This window comes from Psychrobacter sp. GTC18467 (assembly GCF_055397455.1).
In genome coordinates, this window is the sequence record NZ_AP038920.1 from 269,904 (window position 1) to 296,821 (window position 26,918).

Genomic DNA, 26,918 nt, shown 5'->3' on the forward strand with positions numbered 1-26,918 from the left:
TTAAATTTATTAAGGCGCTCATTTTATTTAAGGTAAAAAATTTTTTGCAATTTGGTCAATAATCGAAATTTGATTAATCCTTACTTCCCAATCGCTTTGGGTTGGGTGCGGTAGCGGGTCAAGAATTCTAAAATCCTGCTGCTTGCTATTTTCTTGAAACTTACTTTTAAACAATTCGATAAAATTGGTCGCGGTAAAGCCGCAAGGAATAATGATTAAAGGATTATCTCGCGGCGTTTGAATCACCGCATTAAGCCTTGTTGCAAAATCTGCAAACATTTCTGTTTGACTAAGCTTAACCAGCCAATCCTCACTTGCCAAATTTTGACCTAAATTATTTCGAAAACTTGCCAACTTCTCCGCTTTTTGTTTGTCATCAGCGCTCAAACCACAAGGATAAAACGCCAAATTCATTGGAAAATGGGCGCAGTTCATAATGCCAAGTTCAACGTACTTTTTTTGCTCGATATTGCAGCCAATTGGCAAGTGATTGTCAAACGCTGCCAAATAACCTTGCTTGGTAAAAAACTGCGTCAACTCACAAGCTGCCTCCCCTGCTGCCGGATGCTTGTGAATAAACTCATTGATATGCGGCGATTCTAAAATTAATAAGACGTTTAGTTTGTTGGCATTAATAATCAAATCACCAACTTTATATTTTTCCATTTTATTGTCCTTTTTTGAACTGTTTTTCCCTTAAAACTGCCCTAATAAAAAGCTTGCAATACCGATTGATATTGCAAGCTTTAACAGTGAACCAAACTTTAAATCAGCGGTTTAGTTTGCCGGAAACTCAAGCAAGCGGTCGCCATCTTTGTCTTGGATTCGAGTTGGCATGCCGATGTTATTGAGCAAGTTGATAAACGGTTTGGGGTCAAGCTCTTCAACGTTGACCATTCGACCGGCATCCCACTCGCCCGTGGCAATCAGCATCGCTGCAGCAACGGGCGGCAAGCCTGCGGTGTATGAGATGCCTTGGCTTCCCATCGCTGCAAACGCTTCCTCATGGTCAGAGATGTTGTAAATAAACACCTCGCTGTCCTCGCCATTGATTTTGCCTTTGACTTTATCGCCGATGCAGGTTTTGCCGGTGTAATCAGGGGCAAGCGAGCTTGGGTCAGGAAGCACGGCTTTAACGACTTTTAATGGCACAACTTCCAAGCCCTCAGCGGTGGTAACTGGCTGCTCGGACAATAGCCCTAAGCTTTGCAGTACCGTAAAGACGTTGATGTAATGGTCGCCAAATCCCATCCAAAAGCGGATGTTGGGAACGTCCAAATTTGCCGATAACGAGTGAATCTCGTCATGACCGCTTAAATAGCTGTTTTGAACGCCAACGACCGGCAAATCATCGGTACGCTTAACTTCAAACATTTTGTTTGATTGCCACTGGCTGTTTTGCCAAGAATAAACCGTTCCGGTAAACTCACGAAAGTTAATTTCAGGGTCAAAGTTGGTGGCAAAATAGCGACCGTGGCTTCCGGCATTGATATCGATAATGTCAATGTCCGTCACCGAACCCTTATCCATCATATCATAGCCAATCTTAGCATAAGCGTTAACCATTCCAGGGTCAAATCCTGCCCCCAAAATCGCCGTGACGTTATTGTCCGCGCAAAGCTTGCGACGCTGCCACTCATAGTTGCCATACCAAGGCGGCGTTTCACAAATCTTGCGCGGGTCTTCGTGAATGGCGGTGTCAATATAAGCCACTTTGGTGTCAATACACGCCTCAAGAACGCTCATATTTAAAAACGGCGAGCCGACGTTAATGACGATTTGAACGCCGGTATCTTGGATTAATGCTCGCAGGGCTTCGCCATCTAGGGCATCAATTTGATGAACGTTCAAAGTTGCCGGCTGCTTAAAGCTGCATTTATCGGCAACGCTTTTGGCAATGGCTTCACATTTTTCAAGCGTTCTTGAGGCGATATGAATCTCGCCTAATACGTCATTATGCATGGCGCATTTGTGAGCAACCACTTGCGCAACACCGCCTGCGCCGATGATTAGGACATTTTTTTTATTGAAATTGGTTGGTTGAGTGCTCAAGGCAACAATCCTCCTTTGTGTTTTTGCCACCCGCCAGAATTGCGGAAAAGTTAAGCAAAAACGTGTGAATAATATGCGTGAATTAAAAAGGAAGACCGAGGAAAACCCACGCACCCGTGACGACAGCTTCGCTGACCGGCGCAATTATAGCAGTTTGCGCGGCGGTTGATAATTGGTTTCACAAAAAATCATCACCGCCGCTTGAATCATTAACTTGGAAAAATCTTCATTAACTAAGACAAACTGGCTTTGTAATCTTGATAGTCAAATTGCCGTTGAATATCAATGCTGCCATCAAGTCGTTTAATGACGATCGCTGGCATGTTGACGCCATTGAACCAATTTTTCTTGACCATGGTGTAGCCTGCGGCATTGCCAAAGGCGATTTTATCACCGATGTTTAACGCTTCAGGAAGTTGATATTCGCCAAAGATATCCCCTGCTAGGCATGAGCGACCGTAAATGATGGTGTTATTTGAGTTTTCTTGGTCGTCTTTTCTTACCGCATTAATATCGACCGCTTTACCATTTATCGCGGCAATCGGCGCAGATTCACGGTAAATCAGCAAATCAAGCATATGTGCTTCAATCGAGGCATCAACGACCGCGAGATTTTTCTCATTGGTCATGGTGTCTAAAACGGTAGTCACTAAACATCCTGCACCGTGAATACTTGCCTCACCGGGTTCAAGATAAACCTGAACGCCAAATTTTTCGCTAAAGTCTTTTAAGCGTTTGGCTAACTTTTCAAGCGGATAATCAGGTGCAATAAAGTGGATTCCGCCGCCAAGGCTTACCCAATCAAGCTTTGCTAAAACATCGCCAAAGCGCACCTCAATATCATCAAGGCTTTTACTAAAGGCCTCAAAACTGTCATTTTCGCAGTTGTTATGAATCATTACGCCGCTGATATTGCCCAAAACCGCGCTAATTTTATCTTTATCATGCTCACCCAAGCGGCTAAACGGTCTTGCAGGGTCGGCAATGATAAAGGATGAATTGCTCGTTTTTGGATTTAGTCGTAAGCCGACCGGAATATTCTTGGCTTGAGCTTTGTCTTTAAAGGCATTCAATTGAGAAATGGAGTTAAAAATGATTTTGTCGGCGTAAGCTAAAACTTCGTCAATTTCATTTGCACTGTAAGCCACGCTATAAGCATGAGTTTCTTTTTTGCTTAGGCTAGTTTTGCTGTTATCTTTTAAATTGTTGCCAAAGGTTTCAAATCCCAAGCGAACCTCATTTAACGACGATGAGGTCGTGCCGTGCAAATACGGCGCCATCGCCTCAAAAACGCCCCAAGTGGCAAAGCATTTAAGCGCAAGCAGCGCTTTTGCCCCCGACAACTCGCAAAGCTTGGCAATGATTTTCATATTTTCCACAATCAGCGCTTCATCAAGTAAGTAGTAAGGCGTAGCAATTGTAGAAATATCGACGTTAAGGGAAGTTTTTTGAGTCATAATAGGCTCTCGATGATTGCAAAAAGTAACAGTTTTGGCGACCGATTGGGCAATGACGGCAGCGCTAAGTTGCGCTATAGTAGTCGAAATCCTTAACAATTAGAATAGCTATGACCACCGCTTTTAACGATTTTGATGGTTTAAATCAGTCTGTTTTTGCCAATCTTGAAGCGGATGCTCGCGCCGTTCTTGAGTTTTGGTTTGATAAGGATCATCAGCCGCTCTGGTTTGTGCAAAATGACGACTTTGATAGCCAAATTCAAGAACGATTTGGCGACCTTTGGCAAAAAGCCTGCCTTGCAGAATGCGCTAATTGGCGGCGGCATGAGGATATTAAGGCAAGTCCAGAAGAATTAGCATTACTTAATCTTGCCGGACGCTTGGCGGAAATCTTAGTTCTTGACCAGTTTTCACGAAACCTAAATCGCAACCAAGCCGCCGCTTTTGCTCAAGACCCAATGGCGCTTATTCTTGCTCAAGAAGCCGTTTGCCAAAAGGGTTTTGCCACCCTTCCCATGCAGTGGCGCAAATTTATGATTTTGCCGATGATGCATTCCGAATCTTTGCTCATTCATAAAAACTATTTGCACTTATTTGAACAGCTAAACGACCCTGAAACGCTTGATTTTGAGCATCGTCACGCCGCAATTTTAAAGCAGTTTGGTCGTTATCCACACCGAAATGCGGCGCTCGGTCGTAAGTCAAGTGAGGCTGAACTTGAGTTTCTACAACAGCCTGATTCATCTTTTTAATGAGATTTCAAAAGTTAGGGCTAAAAAATCGCGCTTTGGCTCAATGTGTTGCTGTTTTTTTGTCTTTTGCGCTTATTGGTTGTTCGGAAAATGTATCGCCAAAAGTTACCAACGATACCTATTCGGCAAATGAACTTGCCACAGATGCTATCCACTACGCCCCAACTGCGCCAAACTATAAGATTAATGCCAACTATAATGAGACTGACCACAGCATCAGCGGTAATTTAACCGTTAGCTTTACCAACAATCTTGGCAAACCAATGGATAAGGTGTTATTTAACGTTTGGGCAAATGCGCCTATTTTTGGTAGTAGTACGACAATTAAAAACGTTCCGGTAAATGGCAAGCCTACCAAAGCTTCGCTTCAAAATACCGTTCTCACAATTCACGATATTGCTATCAACAATGGCGAAACGGCGACGGTTGACTTTACTTTCAACATTAACATTCCAAAACGAAAAGACCGCTTTGGCTGGGATGCTCGGCAGGTTTCGCTTGGCAATTGGCTACCGATATTAGCCGTTCATGACAATCACGGTTGGAACACGCCGCCTTATATTGATTTTGGCGAGTCGTTTTATTCGGTGACGGGCAATTTTGACGTAACGATTACCGCGCCTGCCGATTTAGAAGTTTTAGCAACCGGAAAGCAAATTTCTAAAAGCAAATTGGAAAATTGGCAAACGATTCATTTTTTAGCGCCAAAGGTTCGTGATTTTTTTGTACTATTAAACACGCCTTTTAAAAAAATGACGGCAAAAATTGGCGATGTGAGTGTCACGGTTGCCTACCGACAAGGTGAAGAAGAAGCTGCGGCTAAGATGCTGACCACCGCAAAGCAAGTGCTGCCGAAGTTTGAGGCTTGGTTTGGCAATTATCCGTGGCAGACGCTGATCATTGCCAGCGCTGATTATTCAAGTAACTTCGATGGTGGCATGGAATATCCGACTTTGGTCACGATTAATACGCCGCAATTACCCGATGATGAAGCGCTTGGGGTCACGGTCGCTCATGAAATTGCCCATCAGTGGTTTTATAGTTTGGTCGGAAGCAATGCTTACCGCGAGCCGTGGCTTGATGAAGCGCTGACCACGTTTGCTTCTTATGTAGCCGTTTATGATACGACGGATTTTGCTTGGATTAAAGATAGCAATTCCGGCTTTTCAATCACTGCCTCTATCGATGAGTTTACGAAAAACGAGGACAGTTACGGTCAAGTCATTTACGATGATGGCGCAAAGATGCTGAGCCAACTGCATGATAAAGTTGGCGATAAAGTATTTTGGCAAGCTTTGCGGTGCTATTTTGATAAAAATCGTTTTAGCATTGCAACCACGGCTGACTTTATCCGCATTTTTCAAGAAGAATCCAAGCAAAACTTAAAGCCATTTTTTGAAAATCAGGGCGTGATTTTAGAAGAAACGCGAGAATGATTTGACGTAATTTAGTTTAAATAAATACTTAGGCTGTTTTAAACTAAACCGTTAACTTAAAGACTGCTCAATGGCTAACCGAACGGGGCGATAACTACGCCGATGCTCCGGCAAGACGCCAAATTGTTCAATGGCTTGTAGGTGCGCTTTGGTTGGGTAGCCTTTGTGTTTTTCGATAAGATAATTTGGGTGCTTTTGAGCAAGCGCAATCATCGTTTGGTCACGGTAAACTTTTGCCAAAACACTTGCCGCCGCGATACTGGTTTGGCGAGCGTCACCTTTTACCCAAGCTTGAGACTCAAGGGTTAAGCGCGGATTTTTTAATAAATTTTCATTTAAATCAGGGCAACGGTTGCCGTCAAATAGCGCTTGAAGGTTAATTGGCTTGCTAGTTTGATGAAGCAGCTCATCTATTATCGCCTCAACTACCAGCGCCATTCCACTCATCGTAGCTTGCAAAATATTGATTTGGTCGATAACGGCTGCCGGAATATTCGCGATAACAAAACCTACGGCTTCATTTTGAATCAGTGGATAAAGCTGTTCGCGCTTTTTTTCGCTCAATTTTTTAGAATCGGTCAGCGTGGCAAGTGATGTGTTTTTTAAGGGCGCCTCTTCAATCAGTCCTGACCAAGCAGACGGCAATATTGCAGCGGCAACGGTGACGCTGCCAAGTAGGGGCCCCCGACCCGCTTCGTCAACGCCGATTTGCCAGTGATGTTGTGATTGAGCCAATTTTTCAGGGTTCATTCTGCCAAAAATGCTAATAGGCGCTGCTAGCGTTACACGCGTGCCTTTAATAGCAATATGTTCATACTGCTGATTGATAGAACTCATCGCGGTCATAGAATGCCTTAATTATTTGTTGTAAAACCAAGCCTCAATGACGCTTGTTGCAGGGCTTTGGCTGCTTAGCTGTTCAAGATTGCGTTTGGTTTCTCGTAACGCTTGCTGCTGCTGATTATAGTTTTCAGGCAAGAGTAATTGGCTAATTTCTTGGCTAATTGCGGCGGCGGTCGCTTGCTCTTGAATCAGTTCGGTGACGATAAACTGTCCTGCTAATATATTAGGCAATGCAACAAAGGGCACTTTGATTAGTCTCTTGGCAATTTGATAAGTGAGCGCATTTAATTGGTAAACCACCACCATTGGGCGCTCAAGCAGCATCGCCTCAAGCGTTGCTGTTCCTGACGCTAACAAAACAATGTCGGACGCTGCCATGATTTGTTGGCTCAGCGTTGGCGTTTTATCATCAAAAATAACGGCAATCAGCGCTTGCAATTGCGGTGCTTGTTCTTGAATAAGGTGCTCAATCAGCGCCTGATGGCTTTCATCAACGGTTGGAATGACAAATTGCAGCTTGGGATGAGTTGCAATCAATTTTACCATTCCCGCCAGCATTAACGGCAAAATCGCGGTAATCTCGCCGCGACGCGACCCTGGCATGACGCAAATCAGTTGAGTCAACGGGTCAAATTGTGCCTCTAAGCCATATTTTTTACCATGACTTTGCCAAGTCAGTTGGGATTGCTGTTCACTTTTTGATGAGGGCAATAATTTTGGCTCAATATTATGCAACAGTGGATGACCGACGCAAACTGCCGGATGACCGTGGCGCTCATATACCGGAAGCTCAAACGGAAACAAGCACAACACCAAATCGGTGGCTTTTTTTATGCCATGAATCCGCGACTCACGCCACGCCCAAACCGAGGGGCTGACGTATTGAACGCAGAATACGCCTTTGGGTTTTAATTTTTTGGCAACGCGCAAATTAAAATCGGGGGCATCAATACCAATAAACCAATCAATTTTGGCGCTATCAAAAGCAGCTAACAGCTCGCGGCGCGCTTTAAATAAATCGTTTAACTGACCGGCAATCTCAACCAATCCCATCACCGCAAGCCTTGAGAGTGGAAACAGACTGTTTAGCCCCTGAGCTTGCATTTTTGTGCCGCCAACGCCCACCCAAATGATATCGCTACAAAGGTTGTTCATTTGCGCCATAAAGTCTGCGCCCAAGCTGTCGCCTGACACCTCTCCTGCCACAATACCGATGACTAACGGTGAAAAATACGCCGGCGTAGTTATCTTATTCGTCACCTTGTTTATTAAGCCCGATTTAGTTAGCGCTTGCGTCATTGCAACATCTCAATTTTAAACGGCATTTTTTAACCAACTCTTGTTTAAGCCCACAAATGGGGCAATAAGTATAACAAATTATTGCAGGCTGCATTCCAGTTATCAGTCAATTATCCTCACTGCGCCCTTGTCAATCCTTGCAATTCGCCGCATAATGATTGTTCCTATAACTTAGCTAGACGATATAAATCATGACGATACCAGCGATGAACAATGCAGAAATTGATGACGTGAACATTGAACAATTCATCCCCCTAATTACCCCCGCCGCGCTCAAAGCGGAGCTGCCGCTGTCCGAAGCGGCTTACGATACGGTACTCAATGGTCGCAAAACCATTCAAAATATTTTGGACGGTAAAGACAAACGTATATTTGTCGTGATTGGCCCATGCTCAATTCATGACCTTAAAGCCGCTCACGAATACGCCGACCGCTTGGCGGTTTTGGCAAAAGAAATTGAAGATACCATTTTTGTGGTGATGCGGGTTTATTTTGAAAAACCACGAACGACCGTTGGCTGGAAAGGCTTAATCAACGACCCAGATATGAATGACAGCTTTGACATTGAAAAAGGGCTGCGCCTTGCTCGAAAATTGCTGTTGGATTTGAACGAAAAAGGGCTGCCCTGTGCCACTGAAGCACTCGACCCCAATACGCCGCAGTACATTCAAGATTTAATTAGCTGGTCTGCCATTGGCGCTCGCACCACCGAAAGCCAAACCCACCGCGAAATGAGCTCGGGGCTGTCCTGCCCTGTTGGCTTTAAAAACGGTACGGACGGCGGCATGACCGTTGCCGTTAACGCCATGCAAGCGGTCAAAGCCGGTCATAGCTTTTTGGGACTGTCCGCTGACGGTCAAGTCTCCATTATCAAGTCTAAAGGCAACCCTTATGCCCACGTTGTCCTGCGCGGCGGCAATGGTAAGCCAAACTACGATGAAACGGCTGTTGCAGCCGCTGAAAATGAGCTTGAAAAAGGCAAAACCAGCACCAAAATTATGATTGACTCAAGCCACGCCAACTCGGGCAAAGACCCGTATTTGCAGCCGATGGTCATTCAAAACGTCGCCGAGCAAATCCAAAACGGCAACAAATCCATCATTGGCATGATGATTGAAAGCCATCTAAAAGGTGGTCGCCAAGATTTAACGGCTGACTTATCCGCCCTTGAATATGGCAAATCAATCACTGATGGCTGCTTGGATTGGGAAAGTACCGTTGAGGCGTTACACAACCTTCGCAATACCATTAAAGACGTGTTGCCAAACCGTTAATTCATTGTGATTTTCTTAAATCTATAAAAAAAGCCCATTTTTATTAAGATGGGCTTTTTGTTTGCAATGTTAAATAGTTATAATTTTCAATCGTTTGATTTTAGAACACTTTCCAAGCTTTCAATCACGTTTTTGGATTTCACTTTAGATTGCAGCGCCTCAAGCTGCGCTTTAGCAACTTGCTTATAATCGTCTTTTAACGTGTTCCAACGCGCCAGCACCTGAAGGAGTCTTGCTGCTAAAACCGGATTGCTCTCATCAAGGCGTGCAATGACGTTGGTGTAAATTGCCAAGCCCTCTTTTGACCATAAAATCGTTGGCTGACCCGTCATCGCGCCGATGACCGCGCGGATGCGGTTTGGCGTTCCCCAATCAAAATCTGCATGCGAAAGCAAGCGCTCAATATCAGAAGTGGTCGCAAAGTCACTTGCCGCTTGAACGCTAAACCACAAATCAATGACCAAGGCATCATCAGCAAAACGCTGATAAAAATCACTTAAATAATCATTTGCGCCACCAACGTGATGATTGACCATCGCTTTGAGCGCGCCAAAACGCTCGGTCATGCAGCTTGCGGTTTCAAACTGATGTTTTGCCCAATCACTGGCGTCTTTAATATTTGCTTGCAGCGCCAAATCAAGAATGACGTTGCGTAGTGCCCGAGCGCCCATTGCTTCAGGACTGTCCGAATACTCAGTAATCGGCAACGCTTGATAAAGCTTGCTCAAATACGGCTTGAGCATATCGGCAACTTGCTGATAAAGCCCATCACGAAGCTGCTTGACCGCTTTTGGGTCATAATCTTGGGTGATGGCAGCGGCAAGCTCTTGCGCCGATGGAATGTCCAAAAGCCTTGCGGTCAGCATAGCATCCTCTGCCGCAAGCTTTGGAATGGTATTTTCAAGCGCGGTTAAATAAACCTTTGGGTCATGATTTTGCAATAAAATCCGATTGACCAGCATCTGGGTGACTTGCCAGCGATTAAAGCCATTGGTTTCATAAGTCAACAAAAACGCCAAATCGTCATCTTGATAATCAAAATCCAAAATAACCGGCGCACTAAAATCACGAAGCAGCGACACAATCGGCGCGCTATCGATATTGTCAAAGGTAAACGTTTGGCTTAAATCCTCTAACAATAACATCCGCTCAGCGATGATTTTTCCGGTATCTTTGTCAAACAGCGCGGTAGCAACGGGAATCGGCAGCGGCTTTGGCGCATTAAATCCTGAAACGTGGCGCGTGTTTTGGCTTAAGGTGATGGTCAGCGTTTTACTATTGTCATCAAAGCTTTGCGTTCCTGATACCACCGGCGTTCCGGGTTGGCGATACCAGTCGATAAACTGCTCAATCTTGGGATTGTTAATACTGAGCGCCGATAAAAAATCCTCAACGGTCACCGCTTGACCATCATAACGGCGGAAATACTCATCCGTTCCGGCACGAAAATTGGCTTTACCAAGGGTATTGGCAATCATTCGCACGATTTCAGCGCCCTTTTCATAAATGGTAGTGGTATAAAAGTTGTTGATTTCAACAAAGCTTTCAGGTCGCACCGGATGCGCAAGCGGTCCTGCATCCTCGCTAAATTGATGCGCTCGCAGCATTGCCACATCGTCAATACGCTGAACGGCGCTTGATTGTTGGTCGGCAGAAAACGACTGGTCGCGAAAGACGGTAAAGCCTTCTTTTAAACACAGCTGAAACCAGTCGCGGCAGGTGATTCGGTTGCCTGTCCAATTGTGAAAATACTCATGAGCAATCACCGCTTTCACATTAAAGCTTCGGCTGTCGGTTGTCGTCTCGGGGCTTGAGAGCACGCAAGCGGTATTAAAAATATTTAAGCCCTTATTTTCCATCGCCCCCATGTTAAATTGGCTCACCGCCACAATCATATAACGGTCCAAATCGTAAGCGCGACCGTAATTGACCTCGTCCCAAAGCATCGCATCTTTCAGCGCCTGCATGCCAACATGACATTTATCAATGTCCGAGGCTCTAGCAAACAGTTCAAGCTTAACTTTGCGACCTTCGCTCGTGGTAAAGCTGTCGGTCAAGACGTCCAAATCTGCAATCACGCAAGCAAATAAATAGCTGGGCTTTTTGGTGGGGTCATGCCAAACCGCAAAATGGCGGCTGCTATCGCCATCAACTTTTCCTTCCTCAATCAAGTTGCCATTAGCAAGCAACGTTTTAAAGCGCTTATCGGCTTCAAGGCGCGTGGTAAATACCGCCAAAACGTCCGGACGGTCAGGATAATAGGTAATCTTGCGAAACCCTTCCGGCTCACACTGGGTGACAAACATGGTCTCATCGCCGCTTCCTGCAATATAAAGCCCTTCAAGCTCGGTATTGGTTTGCGGGACGATTTTGACCAAAATATCAAGCTGAACCTTATCAGGGGCGTTGTTAATCACCAGCTTTCCGGCGGACAATTGATAATCATCATTTGATAATTCTTTACCGTTCATGGCTATGCTTTGAAGTTCAAGCGCCTCGCCAAGCAGCACCAAATCACCTTGATAAGCGCGGGTCATCTTAAGCTGACTTGCAACCGTTGCAAAATCATCAAACAGCTTAATGTCCAAAGCTACCGTTTCCACCGTAAAGCTTGGCGGCTGATAATCTTTTAAATAAATCTTTTGATTGATTGGCGTTGGCGCGTGCGGCGGGACGTCCGGCATTTCAACATCAACAATGGGCGCGTCATTTTCGGCGATGGACATGAGTGTTCCTTAACTGATTATTTAATGGCGGTTATTTTGCAAAATTGGTAAAGAAAATGCTTATCTTGTTAAACGCAGTAACAAGTTTTGTTCTATTATCCCTGAAAATGCTCAAAAAAGGCAAAGAAACTACCAAATCGTAACGAAGGTTGCCAATTGCATATTGTAATTATCGGCAAACTTTGACATCATTCACAGTAATGCTACTTACACAACGTAACATTGATTTTCCTATGGGCAATTATTGCCCAATTGTTTATTATAAGCGGTTCTACAACAACAAAACGAAGTTAATTTTTAGGAGTGTTCCATGTCACTAATTGCTGCATTGTCAAACCATGCGATTACCAAAATCGCTGCTCTTGCTGTGTTATCAAGTGCCGTTGTTTTGACCACCGGCTGTCAAACCAAACGCGCAACCTCTGAAGTCGTCGTTGCTCCGCTTGGCATTCCAGGCGGTCAAGTTGGCTATACCGGCGCGGTCGTCGTTGACAACACGGCAGGTGTTTTAAACGCTGCCAACAACTTGCAAGCTGTGGTTTATTTTGCCTTTGATAGCAGCGAAATCACCTCGGATTCGGCAAGTGTCTTAAGCCAACATGCCAGCTTGTTAAACTCAAACCCAGCCGCAAGCGTATTAATCGCAGGTCACACTGATGAGCGCGGTAGCCGTGAGTACAACATGGCACTCGGTGAGCGCCGCGCCCAAGCAGTCAGCAGCTATCTTGCCGCCCAAGGCGTCAACCCTGCCAATATTAACGTCATCAGCTATGGTGAAGAGCGTCCTGCGGTTAACGGTACCACCGAAGAAGCTTATGCGCAAAACCGCCGCGCTGAGTTGTCTTATTAATTGCTAAGTTGTCAATCATAAGTTGCCACAACTTTATGGCTCAGCAGTTTAACCATTGCTGAGCTTTTTATTATCCGTTAAAAACTCTACAACCCTGAATTTTATCATGAATAATTCTATTCAAAATAAAGCAATGATAACTTTAGAACAAACTAAATTTTATCAGCTAAATGAAAAGGCTTGGTGCGCGGTCGCTACGTTGCCAGATAGCCATGAAAGATTGACAAAAACCCTCTCACCTAGTCAGCAAAAAAAGCAGGCGCGACAACAGCAACGACTTGGGACGCGCAAGCTGTTAAGATTACTGCTTAACCATCTTCATATCAAAGATGAATTGGTAGAAACGAGCTTCCCCTACCGCTTAAAAAATATAGGAGCGTTTGTTTGCTTTAGTCATTCAGAAAATCAAGTTGCCGTAGCCATGAGCCATCAAAGACCTATTGGGCTCGATATAGAAGCTCAAAATATCTCGCAGCAAGTGGCTAAGCGCTATTACCATCCAAACGAGATTGCGCAGCTTTCGAAGCTTGATGATTGTTATAAACAAACTATCAGTCGGTTGCTGTGGCAGATCAAAGAAAGCATCATTAAAATTGAACAACTCACCCTTGCTCAAGGCTTAGGAAAAGACTACTCCGCTTTAATCCCTCCTATTCAAGTTGCACTTTCAAGCAATCTTCAATCGTTTACTTTACCTATGACTTTAATGAATTTTCATGCTTATGAAGTTTGCATTAAATTAGATAGAAACTTAACTATTATCTATTAGCTTATTTTACCACCAAAAAAAAACGACCCCGAAGGATCGTTTTTTATTACTAAGCTAAATGATAGTGATTAGAAACGGTAAGTTGCGCCAAGTTTAACGATTGGCAACCACTCAAGTAAAGATTTATCTTCTAAGGCATCCTTAATTTCTTTAACAGCAGCTGGGTTATCAGCTTTAACATTTGCAGTGGTTTTTCCCATATAAGCTGCACCTAACTCACCAAAAACACCAAAGTTATTAGTAATATTTGGGCGGAAACCGATTGTCGCATAAGGCGCTAGTTTGTTACGATGCTCTAATTCAGCCGATACACTACCGACTCCAACTAAATCGCCACGAGCAGGATCATAATCAGCGTCTGATCCAGTTGGCGTCCCAACAAAGTATTTTTTGCCATCTACAGGATAATAAGCATTGTCGCCAGCATCTTTGGCATTAGCTGTTGCTGTAATGTCGTTATCAGGAACGATGATGCCTGCACCCACAGTAAACCAGTTCGCAGCGGGGCGCAATTGAACACCTAAGTACGGGTTGCTAAAATCTGTATCGACGTCATAATTTACGCCTTTCGCGTCAAAGTCGCCGCCGAAAAGGTCAGCAACATCGCCACCTGCCCAACCGGCTTGAAGTTCAGTTTTTTCGTTTAGACCCCAACCGATGTTTGCGCCATAACCAAGCGAGCCCACTTCAGCACTGATAGCTGCTGGATGCGTTACCGTTTGGAAGAAAGTTTTAGTACCGCCAACGACAGCAGCAGGCGTGCTACGGATTACGCCAGCGTCAGTAGTTTGGTAAGCGGCAACTGGCTCTACTTGATAGGCAACAGGCTCAACTTCATAAACAACAGCGTCGTTGTCATCAACAACCACTACTGGCTCAGCAGCCAATGCCGCCGATGAGGCTAAAACTGCTGCTGCAATAGCAGATAATTGAATAGCTTTCATATTACTCTCCTAAAATATAAATGATCAGAACCACAATAAAACGATTATCAAAGTTATCATAAACAATCATTTTGTTGAGCAAATTAAAACAAGTTTGGCGCTAAAAGTCATCCCTAAAGCTAAGGTTTTTATTTGCCATTGTGTAAAGATTACGGGAATATTGTAATAATTACTTCTTAATTAACGATATTAGCACATTTTTTGTTACAAATAAGCAATCTTTAAAGATTTTTGACTAAGCAGGGTTACAAAGTCATAAATATCTGCAACTCTTTCGCAGAATAATCTAAAATCGCTAGAAATTCTAGAGAAGTGATAATAATTACTCTTTTCAAATTATACCTTTACTCAAGCCTTTATAAGCCGTAAATGCGCTCTTATTGTTATCCGCTATAAAAAACAAATACTGTTTTCGTTGCTTATATTACTATTATGTTACTCAAACGTAAGGTTAATTTACCTTATATTTAGTTATATTCTTTAACCCTTAAGAATAAACGACTATCCAAACCCAGTAACATCAGCTATTATCTAATTTGATGATGCAGTTTCTCTCGATTTAAGCCTCAGTGCTGCTCTCATCGGCACATTTTATGCCGGTGTTTTATAATAATTGTTGACGAATGACCGTTGTTTGTTTTATATCTGTCTTGAATTTTGTTGATCTGATAGCTGAGCCTGTCGTAAATTTTGAGCTTTAATTGGTTAGCCAAGCGAGTATTATTATGCCAAAAGTGTCTTCCATTACCCGTGTGCTAGAGATTATCGAGGCAGTCTCGTACTCTCAAACCCCACTGTCACCACTTGAATTGTCGCAAGCGCTGAATATTCCAAAACCAACGGTGCATCGCTTGATTCAAAATTTGGTCGAAGAAGGGTTTGTGAAAGTAGATATTGGCGGCGGCATCACTCCTGGCAGACGCGTTCGTAATTTGAGTGTCGAGCTTTGGCAGCAGCGGCAATTTTTTAATGAGCGTCAAGCGGTATTACAAAAGTTGGTTGATGATATTAAAGAGTCTTGCGGTATCGCTATTCCTTATCAAATGTCGATGACCTATACCAACCGAATTCAAACTGAGCTGCCCTTACAGATTTATTTGCCGATTGGCACTAAGTCGCCAATGTGGTGCACCTCAAGCGGTAAGTTATATCTAAGCCAGCTTCCTGCTGCCCGTCGCCGTAAAACGCTGAACAATTTAGGCTTAAACAAATTTACCAAAAACACCATCGTTGATATCAATGAGTTAAATGCTGAACTTGACCGGATTGCAAAAACGAAAGTCGGTGTGGATAATGAAGAATTTATCTCGGAAATGATTTCGGTATCCGTGCCCATTGTTGACAAAAAATCGCGCTATTTGGCGTCACTTTATGCCCACGCGCCGACCATTCGGGTTAGCCTTGAAGATATGCTCAGCTTTGTTCCAAGGCTTCGTGAGGCGGCAGCGGACATTCAAGATTTAATTTATGAAATGCAAGACTAAATAAATTGCAAAACGGTTAGCATCCTGAAATTGGGTGCTCGCCTGCCGGATAAGGGTCGGTAAAATGACGGTTAACATAGCAGCGACCTTCAAAGGTTAAGCAGTCTTTGAGCGTTCGCGACCAGTTGGGGCGTTTGTCTTTATCAATTAATAGCGCGCGAACGCCTTCTTTAAAGTCCGGATTTGCCGAGCAGTGCAGCGCCACATTGGTTTCTAAATGTAAAATCTGCTTAAAAGACAGCATGGGAACTTTATAATATATTTCAAACGCGAGCGCCTTGGTGACCGGACAGCCGCGGCGATAGCTATTAAGCGCCTGCTTTGTCCAGTCATCTTGAGCAAAGTCGCTTGAGATGGCAGCAATTTTATCATCATCTTGTAAAATCGCATCGATATCGGCAAGGCTACCGCTGTTCATAATTTGTGAAATAGCTTGCCAATATCGCGCAAGTTTACTTTCGATAAGGGCGGCTTTAGGTAGTTGGCTGAGCGCTTGGCTGACCAAACCGTGAGCGGTATCGGTACTTTTTGGGTTGGTAGCGCTTTGCCAGTTGGTTGCAACAAGCTTTTGAATGACCGTATCATAATCGCAAGCCAGCGCAAACTCTGCTAGATTTCCCAAAATCAAATCGGCAGCCGTTCCGCGAGCGCCCGTTAATCCCAAAAACAATCCCGTTTTTGCCGGAAATTTTTGCAAAAACCAACTTCCAGAGGCGTCAGGAAATAATCCGATGGTCACTTCGGGCATGGCAAATTGCGTTTTTGCGGTAACAATTCGGTGACTGCAAGACGCAAGCAGTCCCATGCCGCCGCCCATGACAATGCCATCACCCCACAAAATAATTGGCTTGGTAAAGCCGTGCATTTGCTGAAGCAACTTATATTCATTACCAAAAAAACTGGTGGCGTATGGATTTGGCAACAGCGACTTATCTTTCATGCTGTCATAAAGCTTTCGGATATCACCACCTGCACAAAATGCTTTGTCGCCACTGCCCCTTAACACCACCGCAACCAAGCGCTCATCTTGCTGCCAATCGCTTAGCGCAGCGGTCAGTAAATGACACATCTCAACGCTCAAAGCATTCAGTGATTTGGGCGAATTGAGCGTCATTATTCCCAATATATGACCACAATCGGTCTTAATTTTTTCAAAAATTACCACATCGTTCGCCATTTTTTGAAAGTCATTATTCTTGGCAGTCATCATTTATCCTTTAACTTAACGCATTAAATCGTAGCAAAATTAGTTATTTAACATCAATTATTTAGCAGCAGTGGCACTAGGCTTATCCTGCCGCTGCTTTTTTCATTTTTACCATGCCAAAGCTTGCCATAAGCAGCGCTAAGACTTGAACAAATAACAATAACCCGACCGTCATTGACCACGCGCCTTTGGCAAACGCAATGCCGCAAAGCCAAGCGCCAATCGTGCCGCCGGCGTAATAGCCCATGTAATAAAGCCCTGAAGCAAGCGAGCGCCCCGATTTGACATTGACCGCGATATAGCTGATGGTCGCCGCTTGGGTGATAAACACGCCCGATGACATGATGGCAAGCCCTGCAATCACCCCCCAAAGCGGCGTCACCAAGGTAATTAAAACACCTGCCATCGACATAATCACTGCCGCGCGAACGGTTTTTGCCGCCCCAAATCGGCGCAGCAGCTTGGTTGATAACGGCGTAATCACTACGCCAATCAAATAAACGGCAAAAATGTTGGCAAGCGCGCCGGTTGATAACTGATAAGGCGCCGCAGCTAAATGCAAATTGATAAAAGTAAAGCAGCCAACGAGCGAAAAAAGCACGCAAGCGCCAAGCAGACAAGCGGTGATGACATAGCGGTTGGTCAAATGGGATTTTAGCGTTGCCATTGCCGAGCGAAAATTGGGGTTGGGAACAAATTTTTTGGATGCCGGAAGCGTTTTGGCAACCCAAGCTGCACCAACCAATGTCATCAACGCCATCACAAAATAGCCGTGCCGCCAGCCGATAAATTCGTGCAAATGCCCCAGTAAAAAGCGCCCTAAAAAGCCGCCCAAAACCGTTCCTGACACATAAAATGACATCAGCTCAGTGACCGCGCGACCCTCAAACTCCTCGCCGATATACGCCAAAATCACCACGGTAATCCCCGGAACGGATAAGCCTTGCAAAAACCGAAACAGCGTCATCCAGCCAATGCTTGGGCTAAAGGCAATCAGCGCGGTTGGAATGGCTAAAAATAACAGCGCCCCGACCACCAAAACTTTGCGACCAATGGCATCCGACAGCATCCCCAAAAACGGCGACATAATTGCAATCGCCATTACCGTTGCCCCGACGACCACCCCTGCTTGCACCTCGGTTGCGGACAAATCACTCATCAATACCGGCAAAATGGCTTGAATCGAGTACACCTGCAAAAACGCAAACATCCCAATCATGCCAACGGTCAGCTTGAGCAGCAATGACGGCAAGGCAGAATTGGGAACATTGTTTGGTGCGTTTTTTGACGTATTTAAAGACGCGTTTTGCGGATTGGACGGACTGTTAGATGAGTTCACAAGGATTCTGGCTATATTGGTCGCGGTGATAAGTCGCTTGAGTGATTGAAAAGTAATAATTTTAACGGTTCATAAGAGCCAATAACGTAAACTTTAAATGATAAGCGATTTATATAATATCACAATAATGAGTGTTTTTAGGGGGCAAAGTGTGATTCATTAAAAGTAAGCGCGTGGTGAATAGTAAGACAAACCCTCAATTTGCCATAATATAATCGCAACGCAATACCCCGCTTTGCTAACAGTTCGCCCCCCCCTTATTCTCTTTATAATGAAAAAGTTATCGTAAAACCAAACCAATAAAAACAACCTTAGGAGAATAACAATGAGCGATTCGATTACGGATTTAGGGTCAGGATTTTGGAATATCCGCGGCTCGTTTCGGGTGGTAGGCGTTATCGATGTGGGCGCTCAATGCTCATTGGTGCAGCTCAACTCCGGAAATTTTATTTTTTTAGACAGTTATACGCTAACAGATGACGTCCGCGATGAAGTCATGAAGCTTACCGACAATGGCAAAAAGGTCGAAGCGGTGCTTAACGTCCATCCCTTTCATACCACCCACGGCGCGCAAATGGCAAAGGATTTTCCAGAGGCAGCCTTTTTTGGCAGCCGCCGTCATCATGAGCAAGTCCCTGAAGTTAATTGGGCGGAGGAGTTGGTTGAAAGTGACGCGGTCACCAGCCGCTATCCGGAGCTTGAATTCTCCTTGCCAAGAGGCATTTATTACATTGCGCCCAATGACAACGTTCACACTGGCTCCTTGCTTGCGTTTCATCCTGCCAGCAAAAGCCTTCACGTCGATGACACCTTTATGACGCCGCCAATGAAAATCCTTGACGCACTCTTGCCCGAGGTGCTGTTAAGCCCGACGACCAAAGCCGCCCTTCTTGATGAGCCAGACGCCGGCAAGCAGTATTGCGACTGGGCAATGGTTATTACTGATAAATGGGGCGATACCCGCAATTTTTGCGCGGCGCACACGCACCGGATTGAATTTAAAGCGGGTGAATTTGGGCAGGCACTGACTAAAGCCATTGACAAAGCCCGACCGAAACTTGAGGAAGCTGAATAAGTTTTAAAAGCTATTAAACAATAAAAAGGCTGTCAATATGAGCAGCCTTTTTGTTTACTTGTGTTTTTTTACTTTTGCCCGCTTACTCGCAGCTTGCCTTTCCAGTTCTATGATTTATCGCGCCATTAGCAGCAAGCAGCTGCTGCATCTCAACCAGACCACGCGTGCAAGCGTAAGAATAAGCGCCTTGGTTGTATGACCCCATACTTTTGTCTTTGGTGGTGGCAACCAAATTTGGATTCGCGCCTTGCGACAGCAAGTATTTTACCGTTTCAATCCGGTTGTTACTTGCCGCTACCATAATTAGCGTTTCGCCGTCGCTCTCAACGGTTTGGTCATTTAAATCGACCGCGCCTTTTGACTTTAAAATTTGATGAATTTTTTTGACGATATTGGTATTTTTACCCAGTACGGCTGACTTCATAACATTATAAACGTCGCCTTTATCGGTCGCATAAACACTTGCGCCTTGAGACAGCAAATAATCAACCATATCCTCATAGCCAATAAACGCTGCCCAGCCAAGCGCGGTTTGACCCAAGCTTCCGGTGTCTTTGGCTTCCAAATCTTGACCGTTTTGGGCCATATATTTGACCGTTGCCAAATCACCGCGTTTCACTGCATCAAACCAAGCGGCATCCGCGCCTGTTGATGGCTTATTATAAAAAATCCGATGCGCTAATTTATTTTTATTGGCGATATCGGCATTTTCAACATCGCTAAAGCGAAATCCAGATTGCGGCGTTGGCGCAGCGCTTACCGATGCTACAGCTTGCACAGCGGCATCTTTTTTGACGTTCTCATCAGTGTTCATTGCTGAGCAAGCGCTCAATAGTGCTGCACCTGCCAGTATCAAAGCGCTTATGTTTAAAGTCTTGGTCATTACATTGCCCTTTTTTAAGTTAACCTATTTTTATTTTTATAGCAAAAAAGTTAATTATAAGTTAACAATAACCTTGCTGTAAATCAAAAATATTCAGCTATTTATTAAGCCAACAATGCCGCAAGCTCGGCGTCATTTTGGACAATATCGGCAAGGCTATAGCGGTCAAGAACGCCAATAAATGCTTTGAGCGCCTCGGAAAACACGCGCTTTAGTTGGCATTCAGGGCTGATCACGCAGCCGACGACTTCTTGATAAATCAAATCGGATTTAGGCGCTACAGACTGCCCAAAGCACTCCACCAACTCAAAATCCGGCTCAATTTGCCGAATCAGCGCGCCCAAATTAATATCTTCAGGGTTTTTTGCCAAGCGAATGCCGCCGCCTTTACCGCGAATGCTTTCGATATAGCCAAGTTTCCCTAGTTGATGAACAACTTTGGTTAAATGGCTTTTTGAAATGTGATAACTGTCCGCAATATCGCTGATGTTGGCAAGCATGCCATCTGCCGGAACGACCGCCAAATACATAAGCGTTCGTAGCGCAAAATCACTATAAGTGGTCAATCGCATAAGCTTCCCAACCTTTTTAATTTGTTTATAAGCCCGTTTTTAGCAAACGATGCCATTGCCATGACCCTAGCCAAATAGCCCATCGGGTCGCGGTTTGGCAAGTATCGGCAAATAATAACGGCAAAACAGCACAAAGCAGCCAATCCAACCTGCCTGCGCAATCATTATCCACCATAAATAATGGCTGCTATCGACAAGCGGCAACAAGGATCGGCTCACGAACACCAGCGCCATTAACAAAAACATCACCGTCACCGCGCGCGGCGGCGTATGAATACTGCGACCGGTGTGACCAAGCGAGACCCGCGTCATCATCGCCACCGTCATCATCCCAATTCCTGATACCGCAAGGGCATGAACAGCAAGGCTATGACTAAAACCAAGCCACGGCTGCACCGCAAACAAGAAAAAGCTGATGCACATGCCTAAAAATGCCAAAAACAGCGACCAAAGCAGCGGCTTTTGCCAAATGTTTGGATGATACCAACCCAAAAGCCGCTTGAAGTTCACAAGCCCCACCCCAAGCGCGGCAATACTGAGCAGATACGGATTAGCATAAAACACATCGACAAGAAAAAACACCAAAAACAGCAGCAAACTTGCAATATCTTGCCAGCGGCTATTTTTTACTTTTATGGGGGCAGGCAGGTCAGGACTCAATCCACGCTCAATAAAAAAGGGCACAACGCGGCGACCAATGGTCAAAACCAGTCCAATAATCAAATAAAACCCAAGATAAATGCCGATTTTACTTAGCGCCATATTGCTGCTAAAAATGCCCAAATAACAAAGCCCATTGGCAAGGGTGAGTAGCGCAAGCTTTGCTAAAATTCCCAATTGCTTATATTGCTTGACCGCCAAAACTGCTCGAAAAATCGCCCCTGCCATCGACAGCATAAATAAGCCATCAAAAATAAGCGCCGCAACGAGCCAAACCTGCGAGCCAATCGCCCCGCCAAAATCAACCCCAAAGCCAAACAGCAGCCAACCAAGCCTTGCAAGTAGCCAACACATAAAAATGCCAAGCAAGCGATAGCCATAAGGCATCATCTGCCCCGTCCAAGTCTTCACCGCCGTCAGTAAAAACCCTGCCACTACCGCGAGCGCATAACCAAAAATCATCTCATGACCATGCCAATAAAATGGATTCAGGATATTTGTATCAATCTTGCCGTGACCGGTAAAAATAAACGCCCAAGCCGTCATAATGACAATGGCAAAAAGCCCTGCAGCACTAAAAAAAATCCGAAACGCTAAATTTAAAATCGGGTGCGGCGAGCTTGGCGGCTTAGACGGCAGGGAGATGGATTGCATGGCGATTGTCCTTAAAAAACAACGATGATTACCAATAGATTCATTTTAAATGAATGTTATATAAGAAGCAATGATTACTCAAACACCGTGATGAGCCCTTGACTCCCTAAAGCGGCATTGCTTAAATAGCGGTAAAGGAGAGCACTATGACCGCAACTGACGACAGCAATACCACCAAAAAACGCCAAATCATCAATCGATTTTTGGCAAAGCTGACCCGTGATGACCCGCAAATGTATTACGCGCCGACCGCGGAGGTGGCTCGCGCTTTATTTATAATGATAAAAGAGCATCATAACCGCTTGCCCGTTGAGGAGCAGTTGCTGGTAAAACATTTAACCAGCCGCGATATTGAAATGATTTTGGGATTTCATCATTGATTTTTTAATACTGATTTTTAAACAACCTATAAAAAAGACCAGAATTGCGCTGGTCTTTTTATTAAAAATACAAGATTAAACTTTATTTAACTGCGGATTAATCCCTATTTAAAATGGATAATCGCGCGGCTCATGCTGAACCGAAATCCAATGCAGTGTGGTGAACTCGTCCAGTACCCACTCACCATTAAAGCGCCCGACGCCAGAGTTTTTCTCGCCACCAAAGGGCACATGGTTTTCATCATTGACCGTGATGTCATTAATGTGGGTCATTCCAGCTTTAATACGCGAGCAAAGCGCAAGCCTTTTTGCAGATCGTTGGTAAAGACCGCGCTTGATAAACCAAACCTCGTATCGTTGGCAATCTCAAGGGCGTCGATTTCGTCTTTGGCGCGGATGATACCGACCAAAGGTCCAAAGATTTCATTTTTTGCCAAATCCATATCGCGGGTAACGTTGGTGAAGATATATGGCGACACCAGTTGACCGTTGATGTCCCCTTCAAGCTTGACGGTGGTACTCCCCGACTCTTTCACCAGCCAATCGATGATTTCGTCTTTTCTAGAATCAAAAATCTCAACGACTTTATAAAGCACTTGAGCGCGCTCACTTGGCGTTTTTTGCGCCCAGTCGATTTGTGCTTGCTTGGCGACTTGATAAGCGCTATCTAACTGCGCTTTGGTTGCTTGCGGAATTTTAACTAAGGTTTCGCCGTTAAAGGGATTGGTATCGACATTTTCGCTGTCGTCCTCGCCTTTTTCCCAGTAGCCGGCGATATATTGCAAATGAAAATCTTAATAGCGGTTTTTGGTAGCGGCGTTTTGGCTGCTGTTATTTTGCTTGTTGTTATTGTGGTTATTGTGGTCGGTCATAATTTATCCTAATTTTTATTAAAAATATGATTACAGCTTTTCTTAAGGCTCACGAATTTTAGGCTAACATAGCCGCTTGATTTCTCATCTGATTTTTTGCAGAAATGTGTTTACAATACGTAATCTTAAGTCTGATTTAAAACCAGGAACCTTTTTATCATTATGACAGAACCACGTTTTTTAAAGCCGCAAGCAAATTCACATCAAGACACCAAAACGCATCTGCTTGAGGTTGGCTATCAGCTGCTTGCAAAAAAAGGCTTCTCGGCGGTTGGACTTCAGCAAATATTGACCACCGCCGGCGTTCCTAAAGGGTCGTTTTACCATTATTTTGCTTCAAAAGAAGCCTTTGGCGAGGCGATTATTGAGCATTATTTTTTGCAATATCAAAACAAGCTTGATGAGCTTTCTCAAACCCAATCGAGCGCAAGTCAGGCACTTTATCAGTATTTTTTAAGATGGTACGACACTCAGCAAAGCAGCTGCGATGTGGATAAGTGCTTGGTGGTAAAATTAAGCGCGGAGGTTGCCGATTTGTCCGAGGCGATGGCAAATGCGTTAAATTTTGGCTATGAGCAAACCATTCACTGGCTTGGCGGTCAAATCGAAATTGCCATTAACGCCGGCGACATGAACCTAAAAAATGACGCGGACAGTCAAGCAAAAAGCCTTGCCAAACGCTTATATTTTGCTTGGCTTGGCGCAAGCTTAGTCACCAAAATCAGTCGTTCAACCGCGCCGCTTGATGAGGTTTGGCAGATGACTTGTGAAGCCTTAAACCTTTGATCAGAATTGTAAAATTAATTGCAAAGCTAACTTCGTGTTTTGCCACCACACCCTTTGAACCAATGTTTGTTTTTTATAGCGACTTTTAGTCTTTTTAGTTTTGTTAATCAATGACTCTTAATTCAGCAGTTTTTTGTAAAAATTACTAGACGACCGGTCTAATTTTAGTACAATGCACCGTATCAAAGATTTCTGCACCCTTTAAGAATTAGGTTAATTATGAAAAATTTCCAATATTACAATCCGGTTCGAATTGTCTTTGGCGACAATCAAATCAAAGAGCTTGCCAATTTAGTGCCGCCTGAATCACGGGTGCTCATCACCTTTGGCGGTGGCTCGGCAAAAAAACATGGCACGCTTGATGAGGTCAAAGCCGCGCTTGAGAGCAATGGGTCGCGCGAAGTCTTTGAGTTTGGCGGCATTGAGCCCAATCCTGAATTTGACACGCTATTAAAGGCAGCGGATAAGGTCAATGAGCTTGATATTGATTTTATCTTAGCGGTCGGCGGCGGCTCGGTGATTGATGGCAGCAAATTTGTGGCGTTGGTTGCGTCTTTAACCGATGACGGTAACTCAAAAAAAGTATCGCGTGAAAAAGCTTGGCAAGCGCTGACCAGTCGTTGCCGCAATTTAGATTCTGCCATTGATTTGGGCGCGGTGCTGACCATTCCGGCAACGGGGTCAGAGATGAATTCTGGCGGGGTGATTAATGACAGCAATCGCCAAGCCAAACTGTCCTTTAGCAATCCGCTCGTTTATCCTAAATTTTCTATTTTAGACCCAACCAAAACCTTAACACTTCCTGAGCGGCAAGTGATGAACGGCGTTGCGGATGCGTTTGTTCACGTGATGGAGCAGTATTTGACCTATCCGGTCAATGCTAAAGTTCAAGATGCGTTTGCCGAGCAGCTGCTTAAGATTTTAATTGAGGAAGGTCATACGGTTTGCCAAAATCCTGAGGATTTGGAAACTCGCAAAAACATCATGTGGTCGGCGACGATGGCGCTCAACGGCTTGATTGGAACGGGTGTTCCGCAGGATTGGACGACGCATATGATCGGTCATGAGTTGACCTCGCTGTTTGGCATTGACCACGCGCGGACGCTGACCATTTTGCTTCCTGCCGTCATGCATGAGCTAAAAGCCAGTAAAAAAGGCAAACTGCTGCAGTTTGCTAAAAACGTTTGGGACTTAACCGACGACAATCAAAGCGATAATGACAAAATTGATGCTGCCATCGACATGACCGAAGCGTTTTTTCAATCGCTTAATTTGCCGGTATCTTTAAGTGATGTCAATCTTGACGCCAGCATCCTTGATGCGGTCATTAATCAGCTTGACGCCCACCAAATGACCGCTTTGGGTGAACATGGCAGCAATGACTTGGCGGTATCGCGGCGGATTTTGCAGCGCGCGGTTTAATTTTAAACTTAAAAACAATAACTATCTTAAAAAAAGGATAACTCATGAGCTTTATTAACAACAACAGCCAACAAAATCATCAGCAAAATAACCAACAAAACCGTCAAATCAAGCTTGCCAGCCGACCTAATGGCGAGCCAAGTTTTGATAATTTTGCTTGGGAAACCAGCCCTATTCCAAAGCCAAAAGATGGTGAAATGCTGCTTCGGACGGTTTATTTGTCGCTTGACCCTTATATGCGCGGTCGAATGAGTGCAGCAAAAAGCTACGCTGAGTCGCTTGCTATTGGCGATGTGATGCTTGGCGCGGCAGTTTGCCAAGTGGTTGACTCCAACCTTGATGGTTTTGAGGTAGGCGATTTGGTCGTTGCTAATGCCGGTTGGCAGGATTACAGCGTAAGCTGCGGCGCAGGCGTGGTTAAACTTGATAAAAATATGGCGAACCCCTCTTATGGCTTGGGCGTTCTTGGCATGCCAGGGTTCACAGGATACATGGGGCTGACCGACATTGGCAAACCTAAAAAAGGGGAAACTTTAGTCGTTGCTGCTGCTACAGGACCTGTTGGTGCAACCGTCGGTCAAGTTGGAAAGCATTTAGGGCTTCACGTGGTTGGCGTGGCAGGTGGCGCAGAAAAATGCGCGTTTGCGACAGATGAGCTTGGCTTTGATGACTGCCTTGACCACCAAAGCGCGGACTTTGCGGAAGCTTTGGCAAAAGCTTGCTCCAATGGTATCGATATTTATTATGAAAACGTTGGCGGCAAAGTCTTTGATGCGGTGTTGCCGCTTTTAAACGCTCACGCTCGGATTCCGGTTTGCGGCTTGATTTCTCAATATAACGCCACTTCCTTGCCGGATGCTCCTGACCGCTTGGGGCTACTCATGGCAACGATTTTACGACAGCGCTTAACGGTTAAAGGCTTTATTATCTTTGAAGAATACGGCGAGCACTTCCCTGAGTTTTTAGCCACCATGACAGATTGGGTCGAATCCGGCGTTGTCAAAACCAAAGAGCATATCACCGATAGGCTGCAAAATGCGCCGCAAGCGTTTTTTGATATGTTAAAAGGTGATAACTTTGGCAAAACGGTGGTTAAAGTTGCTGATGTTCAATAGCTTTATAAATAGTAGCTTTATAAATAGTAGCTTTATAAAAATAACGTTTAATAAATAGCTTATAATA

The 26,918-nt window shown here is 44.6% G+C and carries 23 protein-coding genes and 1 pseudogene; 11 read left to right on the forward strand and 13 right to left on the reverse strand.

The genetic code is table 11. The features are described 5' to 3' along the window. Positions 1-27 precede the first annotated feature (27 nt). The 3 genes from ACZ5XY_RS01125 to ACZ5XY_RS01135 form a co-directional block, all read right to left on the reverse strand. Positions 28-666 (reverse strand): hypothetical protein, encoded by a 639-nt coding sequence (locus ACZ5XY_RS01125; protein WP_464742184.1) that lies wholly within the window; start codon positions 664-666, stop codon positions 28-30. Positions 667-777: 111 nt separating this feature from the next. Continuing rightward, entirely contained in the window at positions 778-2,052 is a 1,275-nt protein-coding gene (locus ACZ5XY_RS01130) for a saccharopine dehydrogenase family protein (protein ID WP_464742186.1), read from the reverse strand. Positions 2,053-2,285: 233 nt separating this feature from the next. Beyond that, the gene (locus ACZ5XY_RS01135) at positions 2,286-3,509 is read right to left on the reverse strand and encodes a carboxynorspermidine decarboxylase (RefSeq protein ID WP_464742188.1); all 1,224 of its coding nucleotides are present in this window, start codon (positions 3,507-3,509) and stop codon (positions 2,286-2,288) included. 110 nt (positions 3,510-3,619) lie between these two features. Here ACZ5XY_RS01135 and ACZ5XY_RS01140 point away from each other — a divergent pair, with 110 nt between their 5' ends. Then, positions 3,620-4,261, forward strand: coding sequence for a DUF924 family protein (locus ACZ5XY_RS01140; protein WP_464742190.1), 642 nt, complete (start codon positions 3,620-3,622; stop codon positions 4,259-4,261). A 59-nt stretch (positions 4,262-4,320) separates the two neighbouring features. Then, the gene (locus ACZ5XY_RS01145; RefSeq protein ID WP_464742192.1) at positions 4,321-5,697 is read left to right on the forward strand and encodes a M1 family metallopeptidase; all 1,377 of its coding nucleotides are present in this window, start codon (positions 4,321-4,323) and stop codon (positions 5,695-5,697) included. Positions 5,698-5,748: 51 nt separating this feature from the next. Here ACZ5XY_RS01145 and ACZ5XY_RS01150 read toward each other — a convergent pair whose 3' ends face one another. Then, positions 5,749-6,543, reverse strand: coding sequence for a ribonuclease HII (locus ACZ5XY_RS01150; protein WP_464742194.1), 795 nt, complete (start codon positions 6,541-6,543; stop codon positions 5,749-5,751). Positions 6,544-6,555: 12 nt separating this feature from the next. Then, positions 6,556-7,800 carry a lipid-A-disaccharide synthase gene (gene lpxB, locus ACZ5XY_RS01155; RefSeq protein WP_464742196.1) on the reverse strand — a complete coding sequence of 415 codons (1,245 nt, stop codon included), beginning with the start codon at positions 7,798-7,800 and terminating at the stop codon, positions 6,556-6,558. Positions 7,801-8,030: 230 nt separating this feature from the next. On the opposite strand from lpxB, the gene ACZ5XY_RS01160 reads away from it, so the two are divergent. After that, the gene (locus ACZ5XY_RS01160; protein WP_464742198.1) at positions 8,031-9,113 is read left to right on the forward strand and encodes a 3-deoxy-7-phosphoheptulonate synthase; all 1,083 of its coding nucleotides are present in this window, start codon (positions 8,031-8,033) and stop codon (positions 9,111-9,113) included. A gap of 86 nt (positions 9,114-9,199) precedes the next feature. On the opposite strand, the gene pepN is transcribed toward ACZ5XY_RS01160, so the two are convergent. Further along, positions 9,200-11,797, reverse strand: coding sequence for an aminopeptidase N (gene pepN, locus ACZ5XY_RS01165; RefSeq protein ID WP_464743665.1), 2,598 nt, complete (start codon positions 11,795-11,797; stop codon positions 9,200-9,202). Between the two features lie 352 nt (positions 11,798-12,149). Here pepN and pal point away from each other — a divergent pair, with 352 nt between their 5' ends. After that, complete coding sequence (gene pal / locus ACZ5XY_RS01170; RefSeq protein ID WP_464742200.1) at positions 12,150-12,689, forward strand: peptidoglycan-associated lipoprotein Pal; 540 nt, start codon at positions 12,150-12,152, stop codon at positions 12,687-12,689. A 106-nt stretch (positions 12,690-12,795) separates the two neighbouring features. Next, on the forward strand, positions 12,796-13,458 hold the full coding sequence (locus ACZ5XY_RS01175; protein ID WP_464742202.1) for a 4'-phosphopantetheinyl transferase family protein: 663 nt from the start codon (positions 12,796-12,798) through the stop codon (positions 13,456-13,458). Between the two features lie 68 nt (positions 13,459-13,526). Here ACZ5XY_RS01175 and ACZ5XY_RS01180 read toward each other — a convergent pair whose 3' ends face one another. Then, on the reverse strand, positions 13,527-14,402 hold the full coding sequence (locus ACZ5XY_RS01180) for a hypothetical protein (RefSeq protein ID WP_464742204.1): 876 nt from the start codon (positions 14,400-14,402) through the stop codon (positions 13,527-13,529). A gap of 725 nt (positions 14,403-15,127) precedes the next feature. Between ACZ5XY_RS01180 and ACZ5XY_RS01185 the strand changes: the two genes are divergently transcribed. Beyond that, positions 15,128-15,886: an IclR family transcriptional regulator gene (locus tag ACZ5XY_RS01185; protein WP_464742206.1), complete on the forward strand. Its 759-nt coding sequence runs from the start codon at positions 15,128-15,130 to the stop codon at positions 15,884-15,886. A gap of 16 nt (positions 15,887-15,902) precedes the next feature. On the opposite strand, the gene ACZ5XY_RS01190 is transcribed toward ACZ5XY_RS01185, so the two are convergent. Continuing rightward, positions 15,903-17,093: an enoyl-CoA hydratase/isomerase family protein gene (locus ACZ5XY_RS01190; protein ID WP_464742208.1), complete on the reverse strand. Its 1,191-nt coding sequence runs from the start codon at positions 17,091-17,093 to the stop codon at positions 15,903-15,905. Positions 17,094-17,175: 82 nt separating this feature from the next. Beyond that, on the reverse strand, positions 17,176-18,303 hold the full coding sequence (locus ACZ5XY_RS01195) for an MFS transporter (protein ID WP_464743667.1): 1,128 nt from the start codon (positions 18,301-18,303) through the stop codon (positions 17,176-17,178). A 454-nt stretch (positions 18,304-18,757) separates the two neighbouring features. On the opposite strand from ACZ5XY_RS01195, the gene ACZ5XY_RS01200 reads away from it, so the two are divergent. Continuing rightward, complete coding sequence (locus tag ACZ5XY_RS01200; RefSeq protein ID WP_464742210.1) at positions 18,758-19,507, forward strand: hypothetical protein; 750 nt, start codon at positions 18,758-18,760, stop codon at positions 19,505-19,507. Between the two features lie 82 nt (positions 19,508-19,589). On the opposite strand, the gene ACZ5XY_RS01205 is transcribed toward ACZ5XY_RS01200, so the two are convergent. From ACZ5XY_RS01205 to ACZ5XY_RS01215, 3 genes are all read right to left on the reverse strand, one after another. Then, positions 19,590-20,390 carry an ankyrin repeat domain-containing protein gene (locus ACZ5XY_RS01205; RefSeq protein ID WP_464742212.1) on the reverse strand — a complete coding sequence of 267 codons (801 nt, stop codon included), beginning with the start codon at positions 20,388-20,390 and terminating at the stop codon, positions 19,590-19,592. 104 nt (positions 20,391-20,494) lie between these two features. Beyond that, complete coding sequence (locus tag ACZ5XY_RS01210; protein ID WP_464742214.1) at positions 20,495-20,962, reverse strand: RrF2 family transcriptional regulator; 468 nt, start codon at positions 20,960-20,962, stop codon at positions 20,495-20,497. 66 nt (positions 20,963-21,028) lie between these two features. Beyond that, the gene (locus ACZ5XY_RS01215) at positions 21,029-22,276 is read right to left on the reverse strand and encodes an NnrS family protein (protein WP_464742216.1); all 1,248 of its coding nucleotides are present in this window, start codon (positions 22,274-22,276) and stop codon (positions 21,029-21,031) included. Positions 22,277-22,422: 146 nt separating this feature from the next. Between ACZ5XY_RS01215 and ACZ5XY_RS01220 the strand changes: the two genes are divergently transcribed. Next, positions 22,423-22,656 (forward strand): hypothetical protein, encoded by a 234-nt coding sequence (locus ACZ5XY_RS01220; RefSeq protein ID WP_464742218.1) that lies wholly within the window; start codon positions 22,423-22,425, stop codon positions 22,654-22,656. A gap of 108 nt (positions 22,657-22,764) precedes the next feature. On the opposite strand, the pseudogene ACZ5XY_RS01225 reads toward ACZ5XY_RS01220, so the two are convergent. Then, a pseudogene (locus ACZ5XY_RS01225) lies at positions 22,765-23,441 on the reverse strand (aldehyde dehydrogenase family protein). 249 nt (positions 23,442-23,690) lie between these two features. Between ACZ5XY_RS01225 and ACZ5XY_RS01230 the strand changes: the two are divergent. From ACZ5XY_RS01230 to ACZ5XY_RS01240, 3 genes are all read left to right on the forward strand, one after another. After that, positions 23,691-24,314 carry a TetR/AcrR family transcriptional regulator gene (locus tag ACZ5XY_RS01230; protein ID WP_464742220.1) on the forward strand — a complete coding sequence of 208 codons (624 nt, stop codon included), beginning with the start codon at positions 23,691-23,693 and terminating at the stop codon, positions 24,312-24,314. Positions 24,315-24,533: 219 nt separating this feature from the next. Continuing rightward, entirely contained in the window at positions 24,534-25,736 is a 1,203-nt protein-coding gene (locus ACZ5XY_RS01235) for an iron-containing alcohol dehydrogenase (RefSeq protein ID WP_464742222.1), read from the forward strand. 44 nt (positions 25,737-25,780) lie between these two features. Then, positions 25,781-26,851: an NADP-dependent oxidoreductase gene (locus ACZ5XY_RS01240; RefSeq protein ID WP_464742224.1), complete on the forward strand. Its 1,071-nt coding sequence runs from the start codon at positions 25,781-25,783 to the stop codon at positions 26,849-26,851. Positions 26,852-26,918 lie beyond the last annotated feature (67 nt).

Bases quoted from the DNA above. Each gene is read 5' to 3' on its own strand.
- ACZ5XY_RS01220 (WP_464742218.1), top strand. From the start codon at position 22,423: ATGACCGCAACTGACGACAGCAATACCACCAAAAAACGCCAAATCATC.
- ACZ5XY_RS01140 (WP_464742190.1), top strand. From the start codon at position 3,620: ATGACCACCGCTTTTAACGATTTTGATGGTTTAAATCAGTCTGTTTTT.
- ACZ5XY_RS01195 (WP_464743667.1), bottom strand. From the start codon at position 18,303: ATGTTTGCGTTTTTGCAGGTGTACTCGATTCAAGCCATTTTGCCGGTA.
- ACZ5XY_RS01210 (WP_464742214.1), bottom strand. From the start codon at position 20,962: ATGCGATTGACCACTTATAGTGATTTTGCGCTACGAACGCTTATGTAT.
- ACZ5XY_RS01235 (WP_464742222.1), top strand. From the start codon at position 24,534: ATGAAAAATTTCCAATATTACAATCCGGTTCGAATTGTCTTTGGCGAC.
- ACZ5XY_RS01205 (WP_464742212.1), bottom strand. From the start codon at position 20,390: ATGACCAAGACTTTAAACATAAGCGCTTTGATACTGGCAGGTGCAGCA.
- pal (WP_464742200.1), top strand. From the start codon at position 12,150: ATGTCACTAATTGCTGCATTGTCAAACCATGCGATTACCAAAATCGCT.
- ACZ5XY_RS01160 (WP_464742198.1), top strand. From the start codon at position 8,031: ATGACGATACCAGCGATGAACAATGCAGAAATTGATGACGTGAACATT.
- ACZ5XY_RS01200 (WP_464742210.1), top strand. From the start codon at position 18,758: ATGAGCGATTCGATTACGGATTTAGGGTCAGGATTTTGGAATATCCGC.
- ACZ5XY_RS01230 (WP_464742220.1), top strand. From the start codon at position 23,691: ATGACAGAACCACGTTTTTTAAAGCCGCAAGCAAATTCACATCAAGAC.
- ACZ5XY_RS01215 (WP_464742216.1), bottom strand. From the start codon at position 22,276: ATGCAATCCATCTCCCTGCCGTCTAAGCCGCCAAGCTCGCCGCACCCG.
- pepN (WP_464743665.1), bottom strand. From the start codon at position 11,797: ATGCCGGACGTCCCGCCGCACGCGCCAACGCCAATCAATCAAAAGATT.
- ACZ5XY_RS01150 (WP_464742194.1), bottom strand. From the start codon at position 6,543: ATGACCGCGATGAGTTCTATCAATCAGCAGTATGAACATATTGCTATT.
- ACZ5XY_RS01240 (WP_464742224.1), top strand. From the start codon at position 25,781: ATGAGCTTTATTAACAACAACAGCCAACAAAATCATCAGCAAAATAAC.
- ACZ5XY_RS01135 (WP_464742188.1), bottom strand. From the start codon at position 3,509: ATGACTCAAAAAACTTCCCTTAACGTCGATATTTCTACAATTGCTACG.
- ACZ5XY_RS01190 (WP_464742208.1), bottom strand. From the start codon at position 17,093: ATGACTGCCAAGAATAATGACTTTCAAAAAATGGCGAACGATGTGGTA.
- ACZ5XY_RS01125 (WP_464742184.1), bottom strand. From the start codon at position 666: ATGGAAAAATATAAAGTTGGTGATTTGATTATTAATGCCAACAAACTA.
- ACZ5XY_RS01180 (WP_464742204.1), bottom strand. From the start codon at position 14,402: ATGAAAGCTATTCAATTATCTGCTATTGCAGCAGCAGTTTTAGCCTCA.
- ACZ5XY_RS01175 (WP_464742202.1), top strand. From the start codon at position 12,796: ATGAATAATTCTATTCAAAATAAAGCAATGATAACTTTAGAACAAACT.
- ACZ5XY_RS01185 (WP_464742206.1), top strand. From the start codon at position 15,128: ATGCCAAAAGTGTCTTCCATTACCCGTGTGCTAGAGATTATCGAGGCA.